Source organism: Rhodobacter capsulatus (assembly GCF_003254295.1).
In the GTDB taxonomy this organism is placed as follows: Bacteria; Pseudomonadota; Alphaproteobacteria; order Rhodobacterales; family Rhodobacteraceae; genus Rhodobacter; species Rhodobacter capsulatus.
The window spans coordinates 192,336-208,953 of sequence record NZ_QKZO01000003.1 but is presented as its reverse complement, the minus strand read 5'-3'; the positions used below and the strand labels follow the sequence as shown (position 1 = coordinate 208,953).

General features: G+C 67.6%; 14 protein-coding genes. 3 read left to right on the top strand and 11 right to left on the bottom strand.

Features of this window, described 5'->3' with window-relative positions:
• Positions 1–138 precede the first annotated feature (138 nt).
• A complete protein-coding gene (locus LY44_RS05605) occupies positions 139–795 on the bottom strand; it encodes an SDR family NAD(P)-dependent oxidoreductase (RefSeq protein ID WP_055209772.1) in 657 nt (218 codons plus the stop codon).
• 251 nt (positions 796–1,046) lie between these two features.
• Here LY44_RS05605 and LY44_RS05600 point away from each other — a divergent pair, with 251 nt between their 5' ends.
• Positions 1,047–2,798, top strand: coding sequence for an ABC transporter ATP-binding protein/permease (locus LY44_RS05600; RefSeq protein WP_055209771.1), 1,752 nt, complete (start codon positions 1,047–1,049; stop codon positions 2,796–2,798).
• On the opposite strand, the gene LY44_RS05595 is transcribed toward LY44_RS05600, so the two are convergent.
• From LY44_RS05595 to LY44_RS05560, 8 genes are all read right to left on the bottom strand, one after another.
• Complete coding sequence (locus LY44_RS05595; protein ID WP_055209770.1) at positions 2,778–3,980, bottom strand: glucoamylase family protein; 1,203 nt, start codon at positions 3,978–3,980, stop codon at positions 2,778–2,780. The genes LY44_RS05600 and LY44_RS05595 overlap by 21 nt on opposite strands.
• Positions 3,977–6,322, bottom strand: a complete 2,346-nt coding sequence (locus LY44_RS05590; protein ID WP_055209769.1) for a glycoside hydrolase family 3 N-terminal domain-containing protein — start codon at positions 6,320–6,322, stop codon at positions 3,977–3,979. Before LY44_RS05590 ends, LY44_RS05595 begins: the two co-directional genes overlap by 4 nt.
• Before the next feature lie 65 nt (positions 6,323–6,387).
• Positions 6,388–6,702, bottom strand: coding sequence for a hypothetical protein (locus LY44_RS05585; RefSeq protein ID WP_055209768.1), 315 nt, complete (start codon positions 6,700–6,702; stop codon positions 6,388–6,390).
• 65 nt (positions 6,703–6,767) lie between these two features.
• Positions 6,768–7,103 carry a dihydroneopterin aldolase gene (locus LY44_RS05580; RefSeq protein ID WP_055209767.1) on the bottom strand — a complete coding sequence of 112 codons (336 nt, stop codon included), beginning with the start codon at positions 7,101–7,103 and terminating at the stop codon, positions 6,768–6,770.
• Positions 7,096–7,866 carry an SDR family oxidoreductase gene (locus tag LY44_RS05575; protein ID WP_055209766.1) on the bottom strand — a complete coding sequence of 257 codons (771 nt, stop codon included), beginning with the start codon at positions 7,864–7,866 and terminating at the stop codon, positions 7,096–7,098. Before LY44_RS05575 ends, LY44_RS05580 begins: the two co-directional genes overlap by 8 nt.
• A 96-nt stretch (positions 7,867–7,962) precedes the next feature.
• Complete coding sequence (locus LY44_RS05570; protein ID WP_055209765.1) at positions 7,963–9,060, bottom strand: TRAP transporter substrate-binding protein; 1,098 nt, start codon at positions 9,058–9,060, stop codon at positions 7,963–7,965.
• 227 nt (positions 9,061–9,287) lie between these two features.
• Complete coding sequence (locus LY44_RS05565) at positions 9,288–10,109, bottom strand: arginyltransferase (RefSeq protein ID WP_055209764.1); 822 nt, start codon at positions 10,107–10,109, stop codon at positions 9,288–9,290.
• Positions 10,110–10,242: 133 nt separating this feature from the next.
• Positions 10,243–10,713 (bottom strand): DUF2852 domain-containing protein, encoded by a 471-nt coding sequence (locus LY44_RS05560; protein ID WP_055209763.1) that lies wholly within the window; start codon positions 10,711–10,713, stop codon positions 10,243–10,245.
• A 257-nt stretch (positions 10,714–10,970) separates the two neighbouring features.
• Between LY44_RS05560 and LY44_RS05555 the strand changes: the two genes are divergently transcribed.
• Both LY44_RS05555 and LY44_RS05550 read left to right on the top strand, forming a co-directional pair.
• Entirely contained in the window at positions 10,971–13,742 is a 2,772-nt protein-coding gene (locus LY44_RS05555) for a [protein-PII] uridylyltransferase family protein (RefSeq protein WP_055209762.1), read from the top strand.
• 14 nt (positions 13,743–13,756) lie between these two features.
• The gene (locus LY44_RS05550; protein WP_013068122.1) at positions 13,757–14,026 is read left to right on the top strand and encodes a hypothetical protein; all 270 of its coding nucleotides are present in this window, start codon (positions 13,757–13,759) and stop codon (positions 14,024–14,026) included.
• Here LY44_RS05550 and LY44_RS05545 read toward each other — a convergent pair whose 3' ends face one another.
• Together LY44_RS05545 and edd are read right to left on the bottom strand one after the other, a co-directional pair.
• The gene (locus LY44_RS05545) at positions 14,027–14,680 is read right to left on the bottom strand and encodes a bifunctional 4-hydroxy-2-oxoglutarate aldolase/2-dehydro-3-deoxy-phosphogluconate aldolase (RefSeq protein WP_055209761.1); all 654 of its coding nucleotides are present in this window, start codon (positions 14,678–14,680) and stop codon (positions 14,027–14,029) included.
• 94 nt (positions 14,681–14,774) lie between these two features.
• Positions 14,775–16,595, bottom strand: coding sequence for a phosphogluconate dehydratase (gene edd, locus LY44_RS05540; protein WP_055209760.1), 1,821 nt, complete (start codon positions 16,593–16,595; stop codon positions 14,775–14,777).
• Between the last annotated feature and the right edge of the window lie 23 nt (positions 16,596–16,618).

Sequence of the window (16,618 nt, the reverse complement as noted above, 5' to 3'; positions counted from 1 at the left end):
GGGCAGGGGGCGCTGCCCCCTCTTGGCCTTTCGGCCAATTCACCCCCGAGGTATTTCAAGCAAGATGAAAGGCGTGATTTCATCTTGCTCGAAATACCTCGGGGGGAGCGTCAGCGGGGGGCAGAGCCCCCCCTTTTGTCAGAGGTCGGCCAGCAGCCGCTTCGCCTCGTCGCGGCAATCGATCAGCGGCGCGCGGTCTTCCGAGGGGAAAAAGCGCGCCCGCACGGCAGTGGCCATCGGCCGCGGCGCAAGGATGCGCACCTTCGGGCCGATCTTCGCCGCCTCGACCGCATAGCTGCGGGCCAGCGAAATCTGCGCCGCCTTTGTCGCGCCGTAAGAGCCGAAATAGGGCTGGCCCGCGCGGTCATCCTCGAAGAAGACCGCGGTGCCATCGCCCGCGCGCAAAAGCGGGTCGATCAGCGGGATCAGCGTCGCGGTGCCGGTCAGGTTCGTCGCCACCGATTTCTCCATGTCCTTCGCATCGGAATGCGCGGCGGGCGAGAGCGGCGCGGCATGAACCGCCGCGTGGATCCAGAGCTGCAGCCCGCCCCAGCGCCCCAGAATGCCGTTCGCCAGCGTTTCCATTTCCTCGGGCTTGGTGATGTCCAAAGGCGCCAGCGTCGCCGACCCGCCCCGGGCCTGAATGATGTCGTCAAGTGCTTCCAGCCCGCCCACGGTGCGCGCCACCGCCATGATGTGCCAGCCCTCGGCCGCCAGCTCCTCGGCGATGGCAAAGCCGAGCCCGCGCGAGGCGCCGGTCACAAGGGCAAGTTTCTTGAAGGCGGTTCCGGTCATGGCGCAACTCCTGAGCGTTTCGCGCGGGTTTTAGGCCCGCTCCGGCGGCCGCGCAAGGGGCGCGTTGGCGCGCCCGGGGGGGCGATGCTGCGCCCGATCGCCGCTTTTGCCGCGCGTCGGCCGAACGGCGGGCCGGGCGGGAACCGGCTGTTTGCCGTTCGTGCCGATCCTCACGCAAAATCGCTTCGCCTCGGGTTGCGCCCGGCGCGGTTTGGCGGTTCTTTAGGGCCTGCCCCAAGCAAGGTTCCGGCATGACCGATCTGACGACCGACACCGATCCCAATCCCGGCCTGTTCACGCAGCTGGCCGATCTGGGGCGCATCCTGCGCACCGTGCGCAGCGGGCGGCGCATCCTGTGGCTGATCGGCGGGCTTGTCGCGGTGATCGCCGTGACCGCGGCGGCGCAGATCCTGCTCAACGCCTGGAACCAGCCGTTTTATGACGCGCTCACGCGCAAGGATTTTCCTGCCTTCGTGGTGCAGCTGGGCGTTTTCGCGGTGCTGGCGGGGGGGCTTCTGGCGCTGAACGTCGGCCAGCTCTGGCTGGATCAGACGCTGAAGCTGACGCTGCGGCGGGGCATTTTCACCGCCCTGTTGCACGACTGGATGCGGCCCGGCCAGGCTTTGCGGCTGTCGCGCGCCGGGCGGATCGGCGAGAACCCGGACCAGCGGCTGCAAGCCGATGTCGACGGGCTGGCCGATCTGTCGGTGGCGCTGGGGGTCGGGCTGTTTCAGGCGGGGCTTTTGCTGTTCTCCTTTGTCGGCGTGCTGTGGCACCATTCCGACGGGCTTTCGGTCTCGATCCTGGGCCGCGCGGTCGAGATCCCGGGCTTCATGGTCTGGTGCGCGCTCTTCTATGCCGGGCTGGCGTCCTGGCTGAGCTGGCGCGTCGGCCGGCCTTTGGTCGCGATGAGCGCCGAACGCGCCGCGCGCGAGGCCGATTTCCGCTTCGAGATCGTCCGTGTCAGCGAGGCCGCCGAGGCGATCACGCTGGAACGCGGCGAGCGGGTCGAGGCGCGGCGGATCAAGGCCTCTTTCGCGCGGCTGGTCGAGGTGATCCATGGCGTGATCCGCGCCACCGTGGGGCTCACCTGGGTCACGGCGGGCTCGGGCTGGTTCAACACGGTGGCGCCGATCCTGGCGGCCGCGCCGTTCTATTTCAGCACCGACATGACGATCGGCGAGCTGATGCTGGTGGTTGGCGCCTTCAACCAGGTGCAGGGCGCTTTGCGCTGGTTCATCAACAACTTCGCGGGGATTGCGAACTGGCGGGCGATCTTGCACCGGGTGATGACCTTCCACCGCGCGCTGCACGATCTGGCGCGCGAGGACTGCGCGGCGCAGCCCGACCGCATCCGCCGCGACGGGGCCGAAGGCGGGGTCGAGATCGAGGGGCTGTCGATCGTCACGCCCTATGTCTCGGTCCGGCTGGCCGAAGACCCGATCCGGCTGGCGCCCGGGGATCGTCTGCTGCTCAAGGGCTCTTCGGGCTCGGGCAAGACGATCCTGTTCCGCACGCTGGCGGGGCTTTGGGATCGCGGCGCGGGGCGCATCGCGATGCCGCAGGCGGGGGCGGTGATGTATCTGCCGACGCGCGCCTATGTGCCGCCGGGGCGGCTGATCGACGTGCTGGGCTATCCGCATTCCGCCGCGCATTTCCCCCGTCCCGAGGTCGAGGCGGCGTTGCAGACGGTGGGGCTGGGTCATCTGATGGCCAGCCTTGACGTCGACGAGCATTGGGAACGGCTGCTGTCGGAAAGCGAAAAGCACTGCGTGAGTTTCGCGCGGGTGATCCTCAATCGGCCGGAATGGCTGGTGATGGACGACACGTTGCCGCAGCTGGACCCCGAGGCGCAGGCGCGGATCGTGACGCTGCTCAAGGGGCCGCTGGCGCATCTTGGCCTGATCGACATCGGCAATGGCGGCACGCCGCATGATGTCTTCACCCGCACGGTCGAGATCATCGCGGGCGAGGGCGTCGCCTCAGCCGAGATGCGGGCTTGAAAAGCCCAGCCGCCGCAGGCCGGTTCGCACCTCGGGGGCGGACATGAAAAGCCGCCACAAAAGCCCCGTGCGGGCGTTTTCGATCATGCCGATGATCGGGCCCTGATCAATCGCCAGATGGCTTGACGCGACCCAGCCGCGCGTGTCGTCAAAGGCGTCGACCATGCCGAAGCGTCCCCAAAGCTCGGGGCGCGCGGCCATGGCGCGGGCGGCCGACAGGCTGGCGCGCGGCAGATAGGGAGCCGCCGAAAGCGCCGCGGTGGGGGCGATCACGCCCTTGTCGTTCACGGGGGAAAAGGCACTGTAGCCATCCGGGCCGTCGCAGGCCGTCAGCCCCCAGAACGGGCCGTAACCCACGAAATTGCCGGGGTTTTCCACGCAATGCGCGTGGTTGATCCGGGTCTGGGCGCGGTTTTGCGCGAAATAATCGATGCCGTCTTCGACCAGCCCGCGCGGGTCCAGGCCCAGGAAGGAATAATGGCTGAAGAACAGGGGGCCCCCGGCTGCGGGGCCCAGCGGCAGGCGGATGCGGTGGTAGCTGTTGCCGTTGCGGAACCCGGGGCTTTGCTTCCAGCCCGCGCGATAGGCTTCGGGGGTGATCGGATGGGTGGGCGAGCCCGCGCCAAGGACGAAGGCGATCAGCCCCTCGTGCCAGCCCATCAGCGCGAGTTTTCCAAAGCCGTGATGGGGGCTCCAGTGCCAGTGCAGCCGGTCGGGCGCCGGGCAGAAGCCCGCCCAGTCGACCGCCCACCACAGCGCCTGAATGCGCGCGGCGAGCGCGGGGGCAAAGGGCGCAAGCCATTGCCGCAGCGTCAAAAGCCCCATCATCAGAAAGGCGGTTTCGACAATGTCGCCGCCGTCGTCATGGGGTGAAAAGGCGATGGTTGCGCCGGTCGCGCCATGCATCCAATGCGGAAAGGCGCCGCGATGGCGGGGGGCGGCCTCCAGATGCGCAAGGGTCCGGTCGATCTGCGCCAGCACCCTGTCGCGGGCGACGAACCCGCGCTCGGCCCCGACGATCAGCGCCATCAGGCCAAAGCCGGTGCCGCCGGTCGTCACCGTGTCGAGCCAGCCCGCGTCGCCGTATCTTTCCCGCGCCATGCTGCTGACGGGATGGGCAAATTCGGTGAAATAGCGCAGCGTTTCGGACTGGATCCGGTCCAGAAGGGCCGTCGTCCTCATTTCAGCCACCGGATGGAAATCTCTTGCGTCTCAAGTGCATGCGGGCCGATGTTGAGGCGAAACTCGCCGCCCTCCCAGTCGCGGCGCATCGTTGCCAGATCGGGGCCGCGGTCATATTCCAGATCCGCCGCGCTCAGCCGGAACCGCGCCGTACCGGTTTCGCCCGGGGCCAAAGTCAGCCGGGCAAAGCCCTTCAGCTCGCGCAGCGGCCGCGAGATTTCGGCCACCGGATCGCGCAGGTAAAGCTGCACCGTTTCCGTGCCCGCCCGCGCCCCGGTGTTGGTGACGTCGATGGTCACCTCCAGCACCGCCGCGGCGCCCCGCAGCTCGGTCGCGCTGAGATGTGGTTCGCCATAGGCGAAGCTTGTGTAGCCAAGCCCGAAGCCCGCCGGGAAAAGCGGCGTATGCGGGCTTTCCAGAATGCAGGCGGTGGTGAATTTGCGAAACACATGCTGCCCCGTCGCGTCGATCGCGTCATCGCCGATCACATCGACGCCAAGCCCCTCCTGCGGGCGGCCCGAGGGCAGGTCTTCGATCCGCAGCGGCAGTTGCCCGACATGGCGGGGCAGCGAAATCGAGAGCCGCCCCTCCGGCGCGCGGTCGCCAAACAGGATCTCGGCGATGGCCGGGCCGCCCTCGGCGCCCGGATGGCCGGTCCAGATCAGCGCATCGGAAGCCGCGGCTTCCTCGGTCAGGGCGAGCGGGCGGCCCGAAAGCACCAGCAGGATCAGGGGGATGGCGCGGGTTTTCGCGACCCGGGCCATCTCGCGCACCAGCTGCGGCTGCGCGCCGGGCAGGGTGATATCAACCCGTGTCGAGCTTTCGCCGGAATGTTCCTTGGCCTCGCCAAGCGCCAGCACGATCGCATCGGCCTGGCTTGCCACTTCGCGCGCCTCTGTCAGCATCTCGTCGAGCGAGCGGCTTTCCGGCGGCACCGAGGGCAGGACGCGGTTGTGCACGTTCAGCCGCGCCGCCAGCGCCGGGTCTTCGACGATGGAACAGCCCTTGGCGATCAGAACCTTTGTGCCGAGGCCCGCGACGGCGGTCAGCCCCTCGGCGAGGGTCACGCTGTCCATCGGGTTCACGTCGATGGCCCAGCTGCCCTGCAGGTCGATCCGGTCTTCGGCCAAAGGCCCGATGAGCGCAAGGGTGGCCCCGCGGGAAAGCGGCAGAGCCCCGGTATTCTTGAGCAGAACCAGCGACTTCGCGGCGGCTTCGCGGACAAGGGCGATATGGTCGGGGCAGCGGACCACCTTGGCGCGCAAGCCTTCGTCCAGCCCCATGAAAGGATCGGCGAAAAGCCCAAGGCGTTCCTTGGCGCGCAGAACCTGACGGCAGCGGGCGGTGATCTCGTCTTCCGTTACCGGGCCCCAGCGCCGCGCCTCGGGGGCGGTCTTGCCCTCCTCGACCAGCGGCGCCAGATGATGCAGGAAGGCGCCCGAGACCAGATCGACGGCAACCCCGGCCTTGAAGGCGAGATAGGCGGCCTCGCGCGCATCGGCGGCGATGCCGTGGTGGATCAGCTCGGGGTCGATGGCGGTGAAATCGGTGACGATCATGCCCTCAAACCCGAAACGATCCCGCAGGATGTCTTGCAACAGCACCCGATGCGCTGTGGCGGGAATGTCGTTGAGCGCGGAAAACGCCACCATCACCGCGCCCGCCCCCGCGGCCACGCCCGCTTTGAAGGGCTCCATGATCCGCATCAGCGTGGCGGGGCTGGCCTCGACCGCGGCATAATCGCGCCCGGCCAGCGACAGCCCGTAGCCCGCGAAATGCTTCAAGGTCGCCATCATCCGGTCGGGCCGGGCGATGTCGCCGTCGGCGCCCTGATAGCCGGTCACGATGGCGCGCGCGATGGCGGCGCACAGATGCGGCAGCTCGCCATGGCCTTCGGCGATCCGCCCCCAGCGCGCGTCGTAAGAAATGTCCAGCATCGGCGCCCAGGTGAGGGAGACGCCATCGGCCCGGGCCTCGCGCGCGGTCATTTCGGCAATGCGGGTGATCAGGTCCAGATCCCAGGAGCAGGACAGCGCCAGCGGGATCGGGCCGCAGGTGATGTAGCGCTGCAAACAGTCGCGGGCGAAGAACAGCGGAATGCCATGCGGGCTTTCCGTGATCGCCATGCGTTGCAGCACCCGCCGCTCGGCGATGTTTGCGCCCGCAGAGGTGCCGCACAGATGGCCGCGCCGGATCAGCGTTTCGGTATCGGCCCCCGCCGCCGCGCCGGTGGTGGGCAGGCCCGCGGCATGGGGAAAGTTGAGCTGGCCGATCTTGTCGGCCAGGCTCATCCGGCTCAGGAGATCATCCAGAAAACCCTTGTCTTCCGTGGACTTGCGCATGATCTGACCCCCTGGTTGACTGGGCTCAGATTACTCCCGAAGATCGGGGGCGCAAGCGGAAAGGCTCAGGCGCGGGCGGGCAGGCGTTCGCGCGCGGTGCGGGCCGAGACCTCTTGCAGACCATGCACCAGCGAAATGCCCATGATCCCGTGATACAGGATCGAGCCGCCCAGAATATGCAGGATGTAGATCCAGCCCTCGGCAAAGCCGCCGATCACCAGCACGACAAGCGAGCCCACCGCCGAGATCAGCAGCGAGAGCAGCATCGCCCGGCCGTTCGGACCGCGCCGACGCGCGACGATGGCGCGGCGTTCCAGTTCCGCCGCGCCGAACAGCAGGCCAAGCGAGAGCAGCATGTAAAGAACGATGACGTAGAACATCGGGGGGCCTTTCGGGATGATGACGTCAGGCTAGCAGAACCGCGGGGCGCTCGCAACGCGGGCGGTCAGCCGCGCAGCACCACGCCGACGGCCTTCGCATCCGGGTAGACATCGGGTTTCTTCGAGGAAATCGCGGCATGGGCCACGCCGTCAAGCCCGTGCACGAAGGCATGGATGCGCGAGACAAGCTCTTCCTGCGTGTCGATCCGCGCGCCGTTGAAGGAGCGGATGAATTCCGCCACGCGGTCGTAATCGAAGAACCGCCCCGCCTGCCAGTCGGTGCCGGTCACGGTGATCTCGGCCGAGACGAGGACGCGCTGCATGCGCGCGCGCTCAAAGTCATGGATGCCCAGAAACATCGTGATTTCAAGTTCTTCCAAGCGGATGATCAGATCAGCCATGCACATGTCCCTCTTTCACCAGAAACGCCACGTCGCGCGGCAGCTGCCACAAGGCCTGACCGCCATCGACCGCGATCACCTCGCCCGTCACGCCCTTGGCCTCCCAGAAGTAAAGCGCCGTGCGCAGCAGGTCGGCGGGTTGCACCTGAATGCCCAAAGGGTTGATGCGGCTGGATTTCTCGAAATTCTCCGGGGTCTGCTTGCCGGAAATCAGCGTGATCGCAGGCGCGATGGCATTGACCCGCGGGCAGCCGCCAAAGCGCATCGCCAGCATCTCGGTCGCGGCATGAAGCGCGGCTTTCGAGAGCGTGTAGGAAAAGAAATCCGGGTTCAGCGCCAGAACCTTGTTGTCGAGCATGTTGATCACCAGCGCATCGCCGCCGCCCATCTCCTGCGCCGCCATCCGCGCCGCCAGCGCCACCGGCGCCTTGAGATTGACCGCGAAATGCGCGTCCATCTTCGCGTCCGACAGCGTGAAGATGTCGTCATTCATGAAGTTCGAGGCGTTGTTCAAAAGCACATCGACCCGGCCAAGGAAGCCCTCGGCCGCGTCGAAGACCCGCTGCACCGCGGCGGCGTCCTGCAGATCGCCCTGCACCAGACGGCAGATCTCGCCCGCGTGGTTCAGCTCCTCTGCCAGCGCCTCGGCCTCGGTCGCGGAGGCGTTGTAATGCAGCATCACGCGAAAGCCGCGCGCGGCGAAACCGCGGGCCATTTCCGCGCCGATCCGCTTCGCGCCGCCGGTGATCAGAATGCCGGGCATGGGGTCTCCTGTGTTCATCCGGTCAATCTAGGGCGGGGGGCGCAAAAGAAAAAGGCCCCGGGGTTTCCCCGGGGCCGGACCTTGCGGTGCAAGGGCTCAGATCTTGCCGTTGCGCTGCAGGATCATCATGAAGGTGTCGTAGTTGTATTCCGCCACCTGCGTCCACAGGTAGTGATCGGCGCGGAAGGCCACCATCGAGTCGTAAAGCGTCTTGAAGCCCGGGTTGGTCGCGGTCATCTCGGCATAGACCTCCTGCGCCGCGTTGAAGCAGGCCTCGAGGATCTCCTGGCTGAACGGACGCAGCTGCGCGCCATTCGCCACCAGCGATTTCAGCGCCAGCGGGTTCTTGTAGTCATACTTTTGCAGCATGTCGGCGTCTTCGGCCTGGCAGGCCGTGCGCAAAAGCGCCTGATAGGATTTCGGCAGGCCTTCGTAAGCGGCCTTGTTGAACATGAAGTGGACGGTCGGGCCGCCTTCCCACCAGCCGGGATAGTAGTAATAGGGCGCGACTTTATAGAAGCCGAGCTTCTCGTCGTCATAGGGGCCGACCCATTCGGTGGCGTCCAGCGTGCCCTTTTCCAGCGCCGGATAGATGTCGCCGCCCGCCACCTGCTGCGGCACGAGGCCGAGCTTCTCCATCACCTTGCCGGCAAAACCGCCGACCCGCATCTTGAGCCCGGAAAGATCGGCGACAGTGTTGATTTCCTTGCGGAACCAGCCGCCCATCTGGGCGCCGGTGTTGCCGCCCGGGAAGCCCACAAGGCCCTGGGTCGCGAGGAATTCATTGTAAAGCTCGATGCCGCCGCCGTGGTATTGCCAGGCGTTCATGCCCCGCGCCGAAAGCCCGAAGGGCACGGCCGAGCCCAGCGCCCAGGCCGGATCCTTGCCCCAGTAGTAATAGCCGACGGTGTGGCAGGCCTCGACCGTGCCCGCGGCGGCGGCGTCGGCGGCCTGCAGGCCGGGGACGATCTCGCCACCGGCGAAGACCTGGATCTGGAAATTGCCGTCCGAGGCTTCCGACACCATCTTCGAGAGCACTTCCGCCCCGCCATAGATCGTGTCGAGCGATTTCGGGAAGGACGAGGTCAGCCGCCACGTCACTTTCGGCATCGATTGCGCCAGCGCGGGCGTGGCCAGCGTGGTCGCGGCGGCGCCGCCGATCGCGGCCCTGGTCAGAAATGAACGACGATCCATTGGGTTCTCCTCCCGTTTGTTTCGGTCTGGTTCTTCATGCCGACCGGGTCGTTGCCCGGCCGGTCCGGCGCTCAAACTGGCATCGCGGGCCGGTTCTGTCCAGACGTCGCGCAGGAAAATTGCGCAAATCGGTCCTAAAACATGACCAGATGAACGCGGGCTCGCCTCCGGGTGGAAGATCCTGTGCCGAACTGCCGCATCCGGGGCGGGGCAAGGCGGCTTTCGCCCTAGCGCATGTTGGGCAGCTGGATTCGGGCGACCCGTTCGGCGATCGGATCGACCGAAAGCGGGTGGATCTCGCCCGAATGATCCTCGGGGTCGCCAAGCGGCTGCCAGCGCCCGGCCTTGAAGATTTCCAGCGCCGAGAATTTCGCCTTGTAGCCCATCTTGCGCGAGCCGGGCACCCAATAGCCCAGATAGACGTAAGGCAGCCCCGCGCGTTTCGCGATCGCGACGTGGTCAAGGATCAGATGCGTGCCGAGGCTCAGATCGATCTGGTCGGGGTCGTAGAAGCTGTAGACCATCGAGACGCCGTCATCGAGCACATCGGTCAGGCAGACGGCCGTCAGCGGGCGGGGCCCGGTCTCCACCCGGCCGTTGCGATATTCGATGACGCGGGTCTTCACCGGCGTTTCCTCGATCATCGCGGCGAATTCGAAGATGTCCATGTCGGCCATGCCGCCATCGGCATGACGCGCGTCAAGATAGCGGCGAAAGAGCGCGAATTGTTCCTCGGTGGCCCAGGGGCTGGTCGCGGTGCGCTTGAGATGGGTGTTGCGGTTGAGCACCTTGCGCTGGGTCCGGGTCGGCTCGAAATCCGCGACGCGGATGCGCGCCGAAAGACAGGCCGAGCAATCGGCGCAGGAGGGGCGGTAAAGCACGTTCTGCGAGCGCCGGAAGCCCTGGCGCGAGAGCGCATTGTTCAGTTTCTCGGCGCCCTCGCCCTGCAGGGCCGTGAACAGCTTGCGCTCCGACCGCCCGTCCAGATAGGGGCAGGGCTGCGGAGCGGTCACATAGAATTGCGGTGCAAGCGGAAGCGAATGGCGCATGAGAGACGGGGGCTGACGCGTCAAAGGCGATCGACGCAGGACCACGCTATCAAAGCGCGGGCTCTGCGCCAAGGATTTCCTTCGAAAGCGGGACAATGACCCTGCCCTTTGGCGGGCAGGGTCGGGGGCGGGATCAGTTCGCCGCCTCTTGCCGATCTGCGGGCCGGTCTGCAGGCACCGGCGCAGCCGCGGCGGCATGGGCGCGTTCTTCCATGTATTGGTCGAATTCGGCCTTGTCGCGGGCTTCGCGCAGGCGGATCAGGAAGGATTCGAATTCTTCCTGTTCGCGTTCGAGCCGGGCCAGCATGTCGGCGCGATAGGCGTCGAAGGCGGCATTGCCGGTCGGGCGCATGGCATGAAAGGCGTAGCCGCGCGCGAAGCGGGGCGTGAACCCGGCGCGGGCGCGGCAGGTGCGGCCGCTGAAACGGCCGGTCATCAGGATGAAGCCCAGCACAAGAAGACCGAGCGGGCCCGCGAAGATGAACGATCCGATCATCACCACGATCCAGCTCATCGGGCCGCGGTCGTCGAGCCAGGCGAGCGTGCGGGTGATCGTGCCGGGGCGCTCGGGGCCCGTGTGGGTGGCGGCGGTGGTATAGGTCATGGAACCCTCCGGGGTTGGATGTGAAGTCTGTTCACATTGCGAAGGTGGGGAAGGCGCGGGGCCGGGTCAAGAGGGGATGTGAAAGATTTTCACATCGCGTCGGGGTGGGGCGGGGAGAGATTTCGCCTCGGCTTGCGCCGAGGCGACCCAGCGGGGGGGCGCTGCCCCCCGCACCCCCCGGGATATTTGCGCCAAGGTGAAAGGGGCGGGGCATTTGCGCCCATTGACCCGGCCCTTGCGGCGGATAGTCTGCCGCCATGAGCCTTGCATCCCGCCTGACCCGCACGCCCCTTGCCTTTGATCCTGCCCGCGGCGCCGATGTCGCCGCCCGTTATGGCGATTTTCCGCCCGAAATCCGCGGGCTGATCGCGGGCACGGCGGGGTGTTCGCCCTATCTGGCGGGGCTTTTGGAGCGCGAGGCGGAGTGGCTGCGCGCGGCGCTGTCGGGCCCGCCCGAGGCGGCTTTCGCGGCCGAGACCGCCCGGCTGCAGGGGATCGAGCTGGAGGCGCTCGGCGCCGAGTTGCGCCGGGCGAAGCGGCGGCTGGCGGTGCTGATCGCGCTGGCCGATCTGGGCGGGGCCTGGTCTTTGGAGCAGGTGACCGGGGCGCTGACGACGCTGGCCGATACCGCCGTCGATCTGGCCCTGCGCCGACTGGTCGCCGAGGAGATCCGGCGGGGCAAGCTGCCGGGCAAGGGCCCGGACGACGCCGCCCGCGCCGGGGGCATGGTGGCCTTGGCGATGGGGAAGATGGGGGCGCATGAGCTGAATTATTCCTCGGACATCGACCTGATCTGCCTTTTCGACGAGACCCAGTTCGCCGCCGATGACCGGATGGAGGCGCGCGCGGCCTTTATCCGGGTGACGCGGAAAATGTCGGCCTTGATCAATGACATCACCGCCGAGGGCTATGTGTTTCGCACCGATCTGCGGCTGCGCCCGGATGCTTCGGTGACGCCCGTCTGCATCTCGATGGGGGCGGCGGAGCTGTATTACGAAGCCGAGGGGCGGACCTGGGAACGCGCCGCCTATATCAAGGCGCGCCCCTGTGCGGGTGACATTGCGGCGGGCGAGAAATTCCTGCGCGCGCTGACCCCTTTCGTCTGGCGCAAGCATCTGGATTTCGCCGCGATTCAGGATGCCCATGACATGCGGCTGCGGATTCGCGCCCACAAGGGTCTGGGCGGCGCGATCGAAGTGGCCGGGCACAACATGAAGCTGGGTCAGGGCGGCATCCGCGAGATCGAATTCTTCACCCAGACAAGGCAGCTGATCGCGGGCGGGCGCGACCCCGATCTGCGCGACCGCAGCACCGTGGGGGGCTTGGCGAAACTGGCCGCCAAGGGCTGGGTGCCCGCCGATGTGGCCTGCGAGCTGACCGATCACTACCGCGAGCATCGCGAGATCGAGCATCGCATCCAGATGGTGAACGATGCCCAGACCCAGCTGATGCCGACCACGCCCGAGGGGATCGACCGGATCGCGCGGCTGATGGGGGCGGGCGATACCGCCGCCTGGGCGGCGCGGCTGAAGGACCGTCTGACCCGGGTCGAGGCGCTGACGGGGGCGTTCTTTGCGCCTGTCGAGGCGGCGGCGCGGCCGGATCTGAGCCCCGAGGCCGAGGCGATCGTCGAAGCCTGGACGCATTATCCGGCGCTGCGCTCGGACCGGGCGCAGGCGATCTTTCGCCGCATCGAGCCCGAGATCCTGAAGCGGATGGACCGGGCCGCCAGCCCCGAGGAGGCGCTGCGCCAGTTCGACGGCTTCCTCGCGCGGCTGCCCGCGGGGGTGCAGCTGTTCTCGCTGTTCGAGGCGAACCCGTCGCTGATCGATCTGATCGTCGATATCTGCGCCACCGCGCCGGGGCTGGCCGCGCATCTGAGCCGCAATCCGGGCGTCTTCGATGCGGTGATCGGCGGCAGTTTCTTTGCCGCCTGGCCCGGCGCCGAGGCCTTGGCCAGGACGTTCCGCACGACGCTGGCAGCGGTGCCGGATTACGAGAAAAAGCTTGATGCGGCGCGGCGCTGGGCGAAGGAATTCCGCTTCCGCGTCGGCGTGCATCATCTGCGCGGGCTGATCGATGCGGCCGAGGCGGCGCGGTTCTATGCCGATATCGCGGGCACCGCCGTGACCGGGCTCTGGCCCGAGGTGGTGGCGGAATTCGCCCGCAAACATGGCCCGCCGCCCGGGCGGGGGGCGGTGGTGCTGGGGATGGGCTCGCTGGGCGCCGAGCGGCTGAATGCGGCCTCGGATCTTGATCTGATCGTGATCTATGATGCCCCCGGGGTGGAGCAGTCGGAGGGGCCGAAGCCCTTGGCGACGCGGCAATATTTCGCCCGCCTGACGCAGGCTTTCATCACCGCGCTGACCGCGCCGATGCCCGAGGGGCGGCTTTACGAGGTCGACATGCGGCTGCGGCCCTCGGGGCGGGGCGGGCCGGTGGCGGTGTCGCTCGACAGTTTCCGCGACTATCAGCGGACCGAGGCCTGGACCTGGGAACATCTGGCGCTGACGCGGGCGCGGGTGCTGGCGGGCGATGCCGGCCTTGGCGCCGATGTCGAGGCGGCGCGGCTGGCGGTGCTGGCCGAGAAGGGCGGCGATCCGAAGGTGATGCCGGATCTTGCCGAGATGCGGGCGCGGATCTTTGCCGCCAAGGCCCCCGATGGCGCCTGGGAGGCGAAGATCGGCCCCGGGCGGCTGCAGGACATCGAGCTTCTGGCGCAAAGTTTCGCGCTGCGCGCGGGTGAACCGGCCCGCAAGGTCGAGGCGCAGCTGCGCATCGGTCCGCGCCGGGGGTTTGTCACGAAAGCCGAGGGCGAGACGCTGGCCTCGGCCTATCGCTTCCTGTGGCGGCTGCAGGCGGGGGGGCGGCTTTTGACCGACCGCCCGCTGGATCTGCAGGCGCTGGGCGAGGGCGGGCGGGCGTTCTTGCTGCGCGAACTCGGTGAAGACAGCCTGCAAACCCTTGCCGAAAGGCTGGAGCGCACCACATCCGAAGTTGCGGCGCTCGTCGAGAAGGCGCTCGGCTGACGGGAGAGGCGAAGATGGATCTGAAACTGGCGGACCCGAAAGGGCTTTTGCGCGAAAGCTACCGCATCGAGGGGATCGGGGCGGTCGAATGCCGCTCGATCTTTCTGGATTGGGCGTTGAGCCTTGCGCCGGGCACCGATCAGACCGCGGCGATGCGGGTGGTTCTGACCAGCTATGGCGCCGATGCGGGCCATCCGATGTCGCAGGTTCTGGCCGAGGGGCTGACGCGCGCGGAAACCCCGCCCGCCCGGCGCGGCGGCCGGGCAGGTCGGATGTCGGTCTGATCAGCCGAGCGTGGCGCGCGAGAGCGCGGCGGCGTCGGTCGCCAGCGCCTCGATCGCGGCCCAGTTGCCCGCGCTCATCATGCCCTGCGGCGCGACCCAGGAGCCGCCGACGCACATCACGTTCGGCAGCGTCAGGTAATCGCGCGCATTCTTCAGGCTGACGCCGCCGGTGGGGCAGAACGAGACCTTGGGCAGCGGCCCGCCCATCGCTTTCAGCGCGGCCGCGCCCCCCGAGGTTTCGGCGGGGAAGAATTTCAGCATGTCATAGCCCAGTTCCAGCGCCCGCATCACTTCCGACGCGGTGACGGCGCCGGGAAGCAGCGGCAGCCCCTCGTCCTCGCAGGCTTTGACAAGGCTTTCGGTCAGGCCCGGGGCGACGCCGAATTGCGCGCCCGCGGCCTTGGCGGCCTTGACATCGGCGGGGGTCAAAAGCGTGCCCGCGCCCACGACGCCGCCTTCGACATCGACCATGGCGCGGATCGCCTCGAGCGCACAGGCGCTGCGCAGCGTGACTTCCAGCGCCTTCAGCCCGCCCGCCACCAGCGCCTTGGCCAGCGGCTGGGCATGGGCCACGTCCTGCACCACGATCACGGGCACGATGGGGGCAAGCGCGCAGAATTCGCGCGCTTTCGCGGATTGGGCGGTGGGGGTCATGAGGGGCCTCCTGAGGCGATTACATTTGGCTAAGTGCGTATTTTCACCAAGAAAAAGCTGCGGTCTTTTTCTTGGCCCAAATACGCTTCTGCCGTCACACTATCACGGACGCGCCGGAGGTGGCAGGGCCGGTGTTGCGGCGGAACGTCTCGAACAGCTCGCGCCCCAGCCCCGTGCGATTGGCGCTCAGATCGGGGGTGGCCGGGGCGCGGGTCTCGAACCCTTCGGTCAGGCAGCTGAGGTCCCCGGTGTCGGCGTCAAGCCGCATCAGATCGCCGTCTTGTAGCTTCGCCAAGGGTCCGCCACAGGCGGCCTCGGGGCTGACATGGATCGCGGCGGGGACCTTTCCGCTCGCCCCCGACATCCGGCCATCGGTGACGAGCGCGACGCGCAAGCCGCGGTCTTGCAGCACCGAAAGCGTGGGGGTGAGCGAATGCAACTCGGGCATGCCATTCGCCTGCGGCCCCTGAAACCGCACCACGACCACGGTATCATGGGTGAATTCGCCACGCTTGAAAGCGTCCTTCACCGCATCCTGACTTTCGAAGATGCGGGCCGGGGCCTCGATCACATGGCGGTCGGGGGCGACGGCCGAGACCTTGATCACGCCGCGGCCCAGATTGCCCGCCAGCTGTTTCAGCCCGCCCGTCGCCGCGAAAGGATCATTGGCGGGGCGCAGGATGCGGTCATTGAGGCTGCCTTCCGGGCCCTCGACCCAAGCGAGGCGGCCCTCGATCAGCTTCGGTTCCTGCGTGTAGCGCGCCAGGCCGGGGCCTGCGACGGTGTTCACATCGGCATGCAGAAGCCCCGCGCGCAGCAGATGGCGGATCAGGAATTGCAGCCCGCCCGCGGCGTGAAAGGCGTTCACATCGGCCAGCCCGTTCGGATAGACCTTGGCCATCAGCGGCACGACATCGGAAATCGCGTCGAAATCCGCAAGGTCGAGCTCGATCCCCGCGGCCCGCGCCATCGCGGGCAGGTGCAGCACAAGATTGGTCGAGCCGCCCGTGGCCATCAGCCCGACGAGCCCGTTGACGAAGGCGCGCTCATCGAGCAGCTGGCCCACCGGCAGCGCGTCAGGGCCAAGCGCGGTGATTTCGGCCACGCGCTGCGCGCCCGCCACCGTCAGCGCATCGCGCAAGGCTGTGTGCGGGTTGACGAAGCTGGAGCCCGGCAGATGCAGCCCCATCACCTCCATCAGCATCTGGTTGGTGTTCGCGGTGCCGTAAAAGGTGCAGGTGCCCGGCCCGTGATAGGAGGCCATCTCGGCCGCCATCAGCTTGTCGCGGCCCACCTCGCCGGTGGCAAATTGTTGCCGCACCTTGGATTTTTCATCATTCGGCAGGCCCGCCGTCATCGGCCCCGCAGGCAGGAAGATCGCGGGCAGATGGCCGAAGGTCGCCGCTGCCATGACGAGACCCGGCACGATCTTGTCGCAGACGCCAAGGAAAATCGCGGCGTCGAAGGTGTCATGCGAGAGCGCAATCCCGGCGGCCAGCGCGATCACCTCGCGCGAGAACAGCGACAGCTCCATCCCCGCCCGGCCCTGGGTGACGCCATCGCACATCGCGGGCACCCCGCCCGCCACCTGCGCCGTGGCGCCGATGTCGCGCAGCGCCGCCTTGATCTGCGCCGGGTAATCGGCATAGGGCGCATGGGCCGAAAGCATGTCGTTATAGGCTGTGACGATGCCGATATTGGGCCCGCGTCCTTCGGCCAAAGGCGCCTTGTCCGGCCCCATCGCGGCATAGGCATGGGCCTGATTGCCGCAGGTCAGATGCGCCCGCGCCGGGCCCGTGGCCGCGGCCGCCGCGATCCGCGCCAGATAGTCGCCCCGCCGCGCGGCCGAGCGGGCGCGGATGCGGTCGGTCACCCGGGCAATCGTGGCGTTCATCGGTGCGGCAGTCTCGGTCATGGTCAGATCCAGCTTTGGCGAAG

What these genes read in the sequence shown, in the direction of transcription:
- LY44_RS05570 (WP_055209765.1), bottom strand. Translation starts at nt 9,060, where the DNA reads ATGGATCGTCGTTCATTTCTGACCAGGGCCGCGATCGGCGGCGCCGCC.
- LY44_RS05605 (WP_055209772.1), bottom strand. Translation starts at nt 795, where the DNA reads ATGACCGGAACCGCCTTCAAGAAACTTGCCCTTGTGACCGGCGCCTCG.
- LY44_RS05550 (WP_013068122.1), top strand. Translation starts at nt 13,757, where the DNA reads ATGGATCTGAAACTGGCGGACCCGAAAGGGCTTTTGCGCGAAAGCTAC.
- LY44_RS05595 (WP_055209770.1), bottom strand. Translation starts at nt 3,980, where the DNA reads ATGAGGACGACGGCCCTTCTGGACCGGATCCAGTCCGAAACGCTGCGC.
- LY44_RS05590 (WP_055209769.1), bottom strand. Translation starts at nt 6,322, where the DNA reads ATGCGCAAGTCCACGGAAGACAAGGGTTTTCTGGATGATCTCCTGAGC.
- LY44_RS05585 (WP_055209768.1), bottom strand. Translation starts at nt 6,702, where the DNA reads ATGTTCTACGTCATCGTTCTTTACATGCTGCTCTCGCTTGGCCTGCTG.
- LY44_RS05580 (WP_055209767.1), bottom strand. Translation starts at nt 7,103, where the DNA reads ATGGCTGATCTGATCATCCGCTTGGAAGAACTTGAAATCACGATGTTT.
- LY44_RS05560 (WP_055209763.1), bottom strand. Translation starts at nt 10,713, where the DNA reads ATGACCTATACCACCGCCGCCACCCACACGGGCCCCGAGCGCCCCGGC.
- LY44_RS05545 (WP_055209761.1), bottom strand. Translation starts at nt 14,680, where the DNA reads ATGACCCCCACCGCCCAATCCGCGAAAGCGCGCGAATTCTGCGCGCTT.
- edd (WP_055209760.1), bottom strand. Translation starts at nt 16,595, where the DNA reads ATGACCGAGACTGCCGCACCGATGAACGCCACGATTGCCCGGGTGACC.
- LY44_RS05555 (WP_055209762.1), top strand. Translation starts at nt 10,971, where the DNA reads ATGAGCCTTGCATCCCGCCTGACCCGCACGCCCCTTGCCTTTGATCCT.
- LY44_RS05600 (WP_055209771.1), top strand. Translation starts at nt 1,047, where the DNA reads ATGACCGATCTGACGACCGACACCGATCCCAATCCCGGCCTGTTCACG.
- LY44_RS05565 (WP_055209764.1), bottom strand. Translation starts at nt 10,109, where the DNA reads ATGCGCCATTCGCTTCCGCTTGCACCGCAATTCTATGTGACCGCTCCG.
- LY44_RS05575 (WP_055209766.1), bottom strand. Translation starts at nt 7,866, where the DNA reads ATGCCCGGCATTCTGATCACCGGCGGCGCGAAGCGGATCGGCGCGGAA.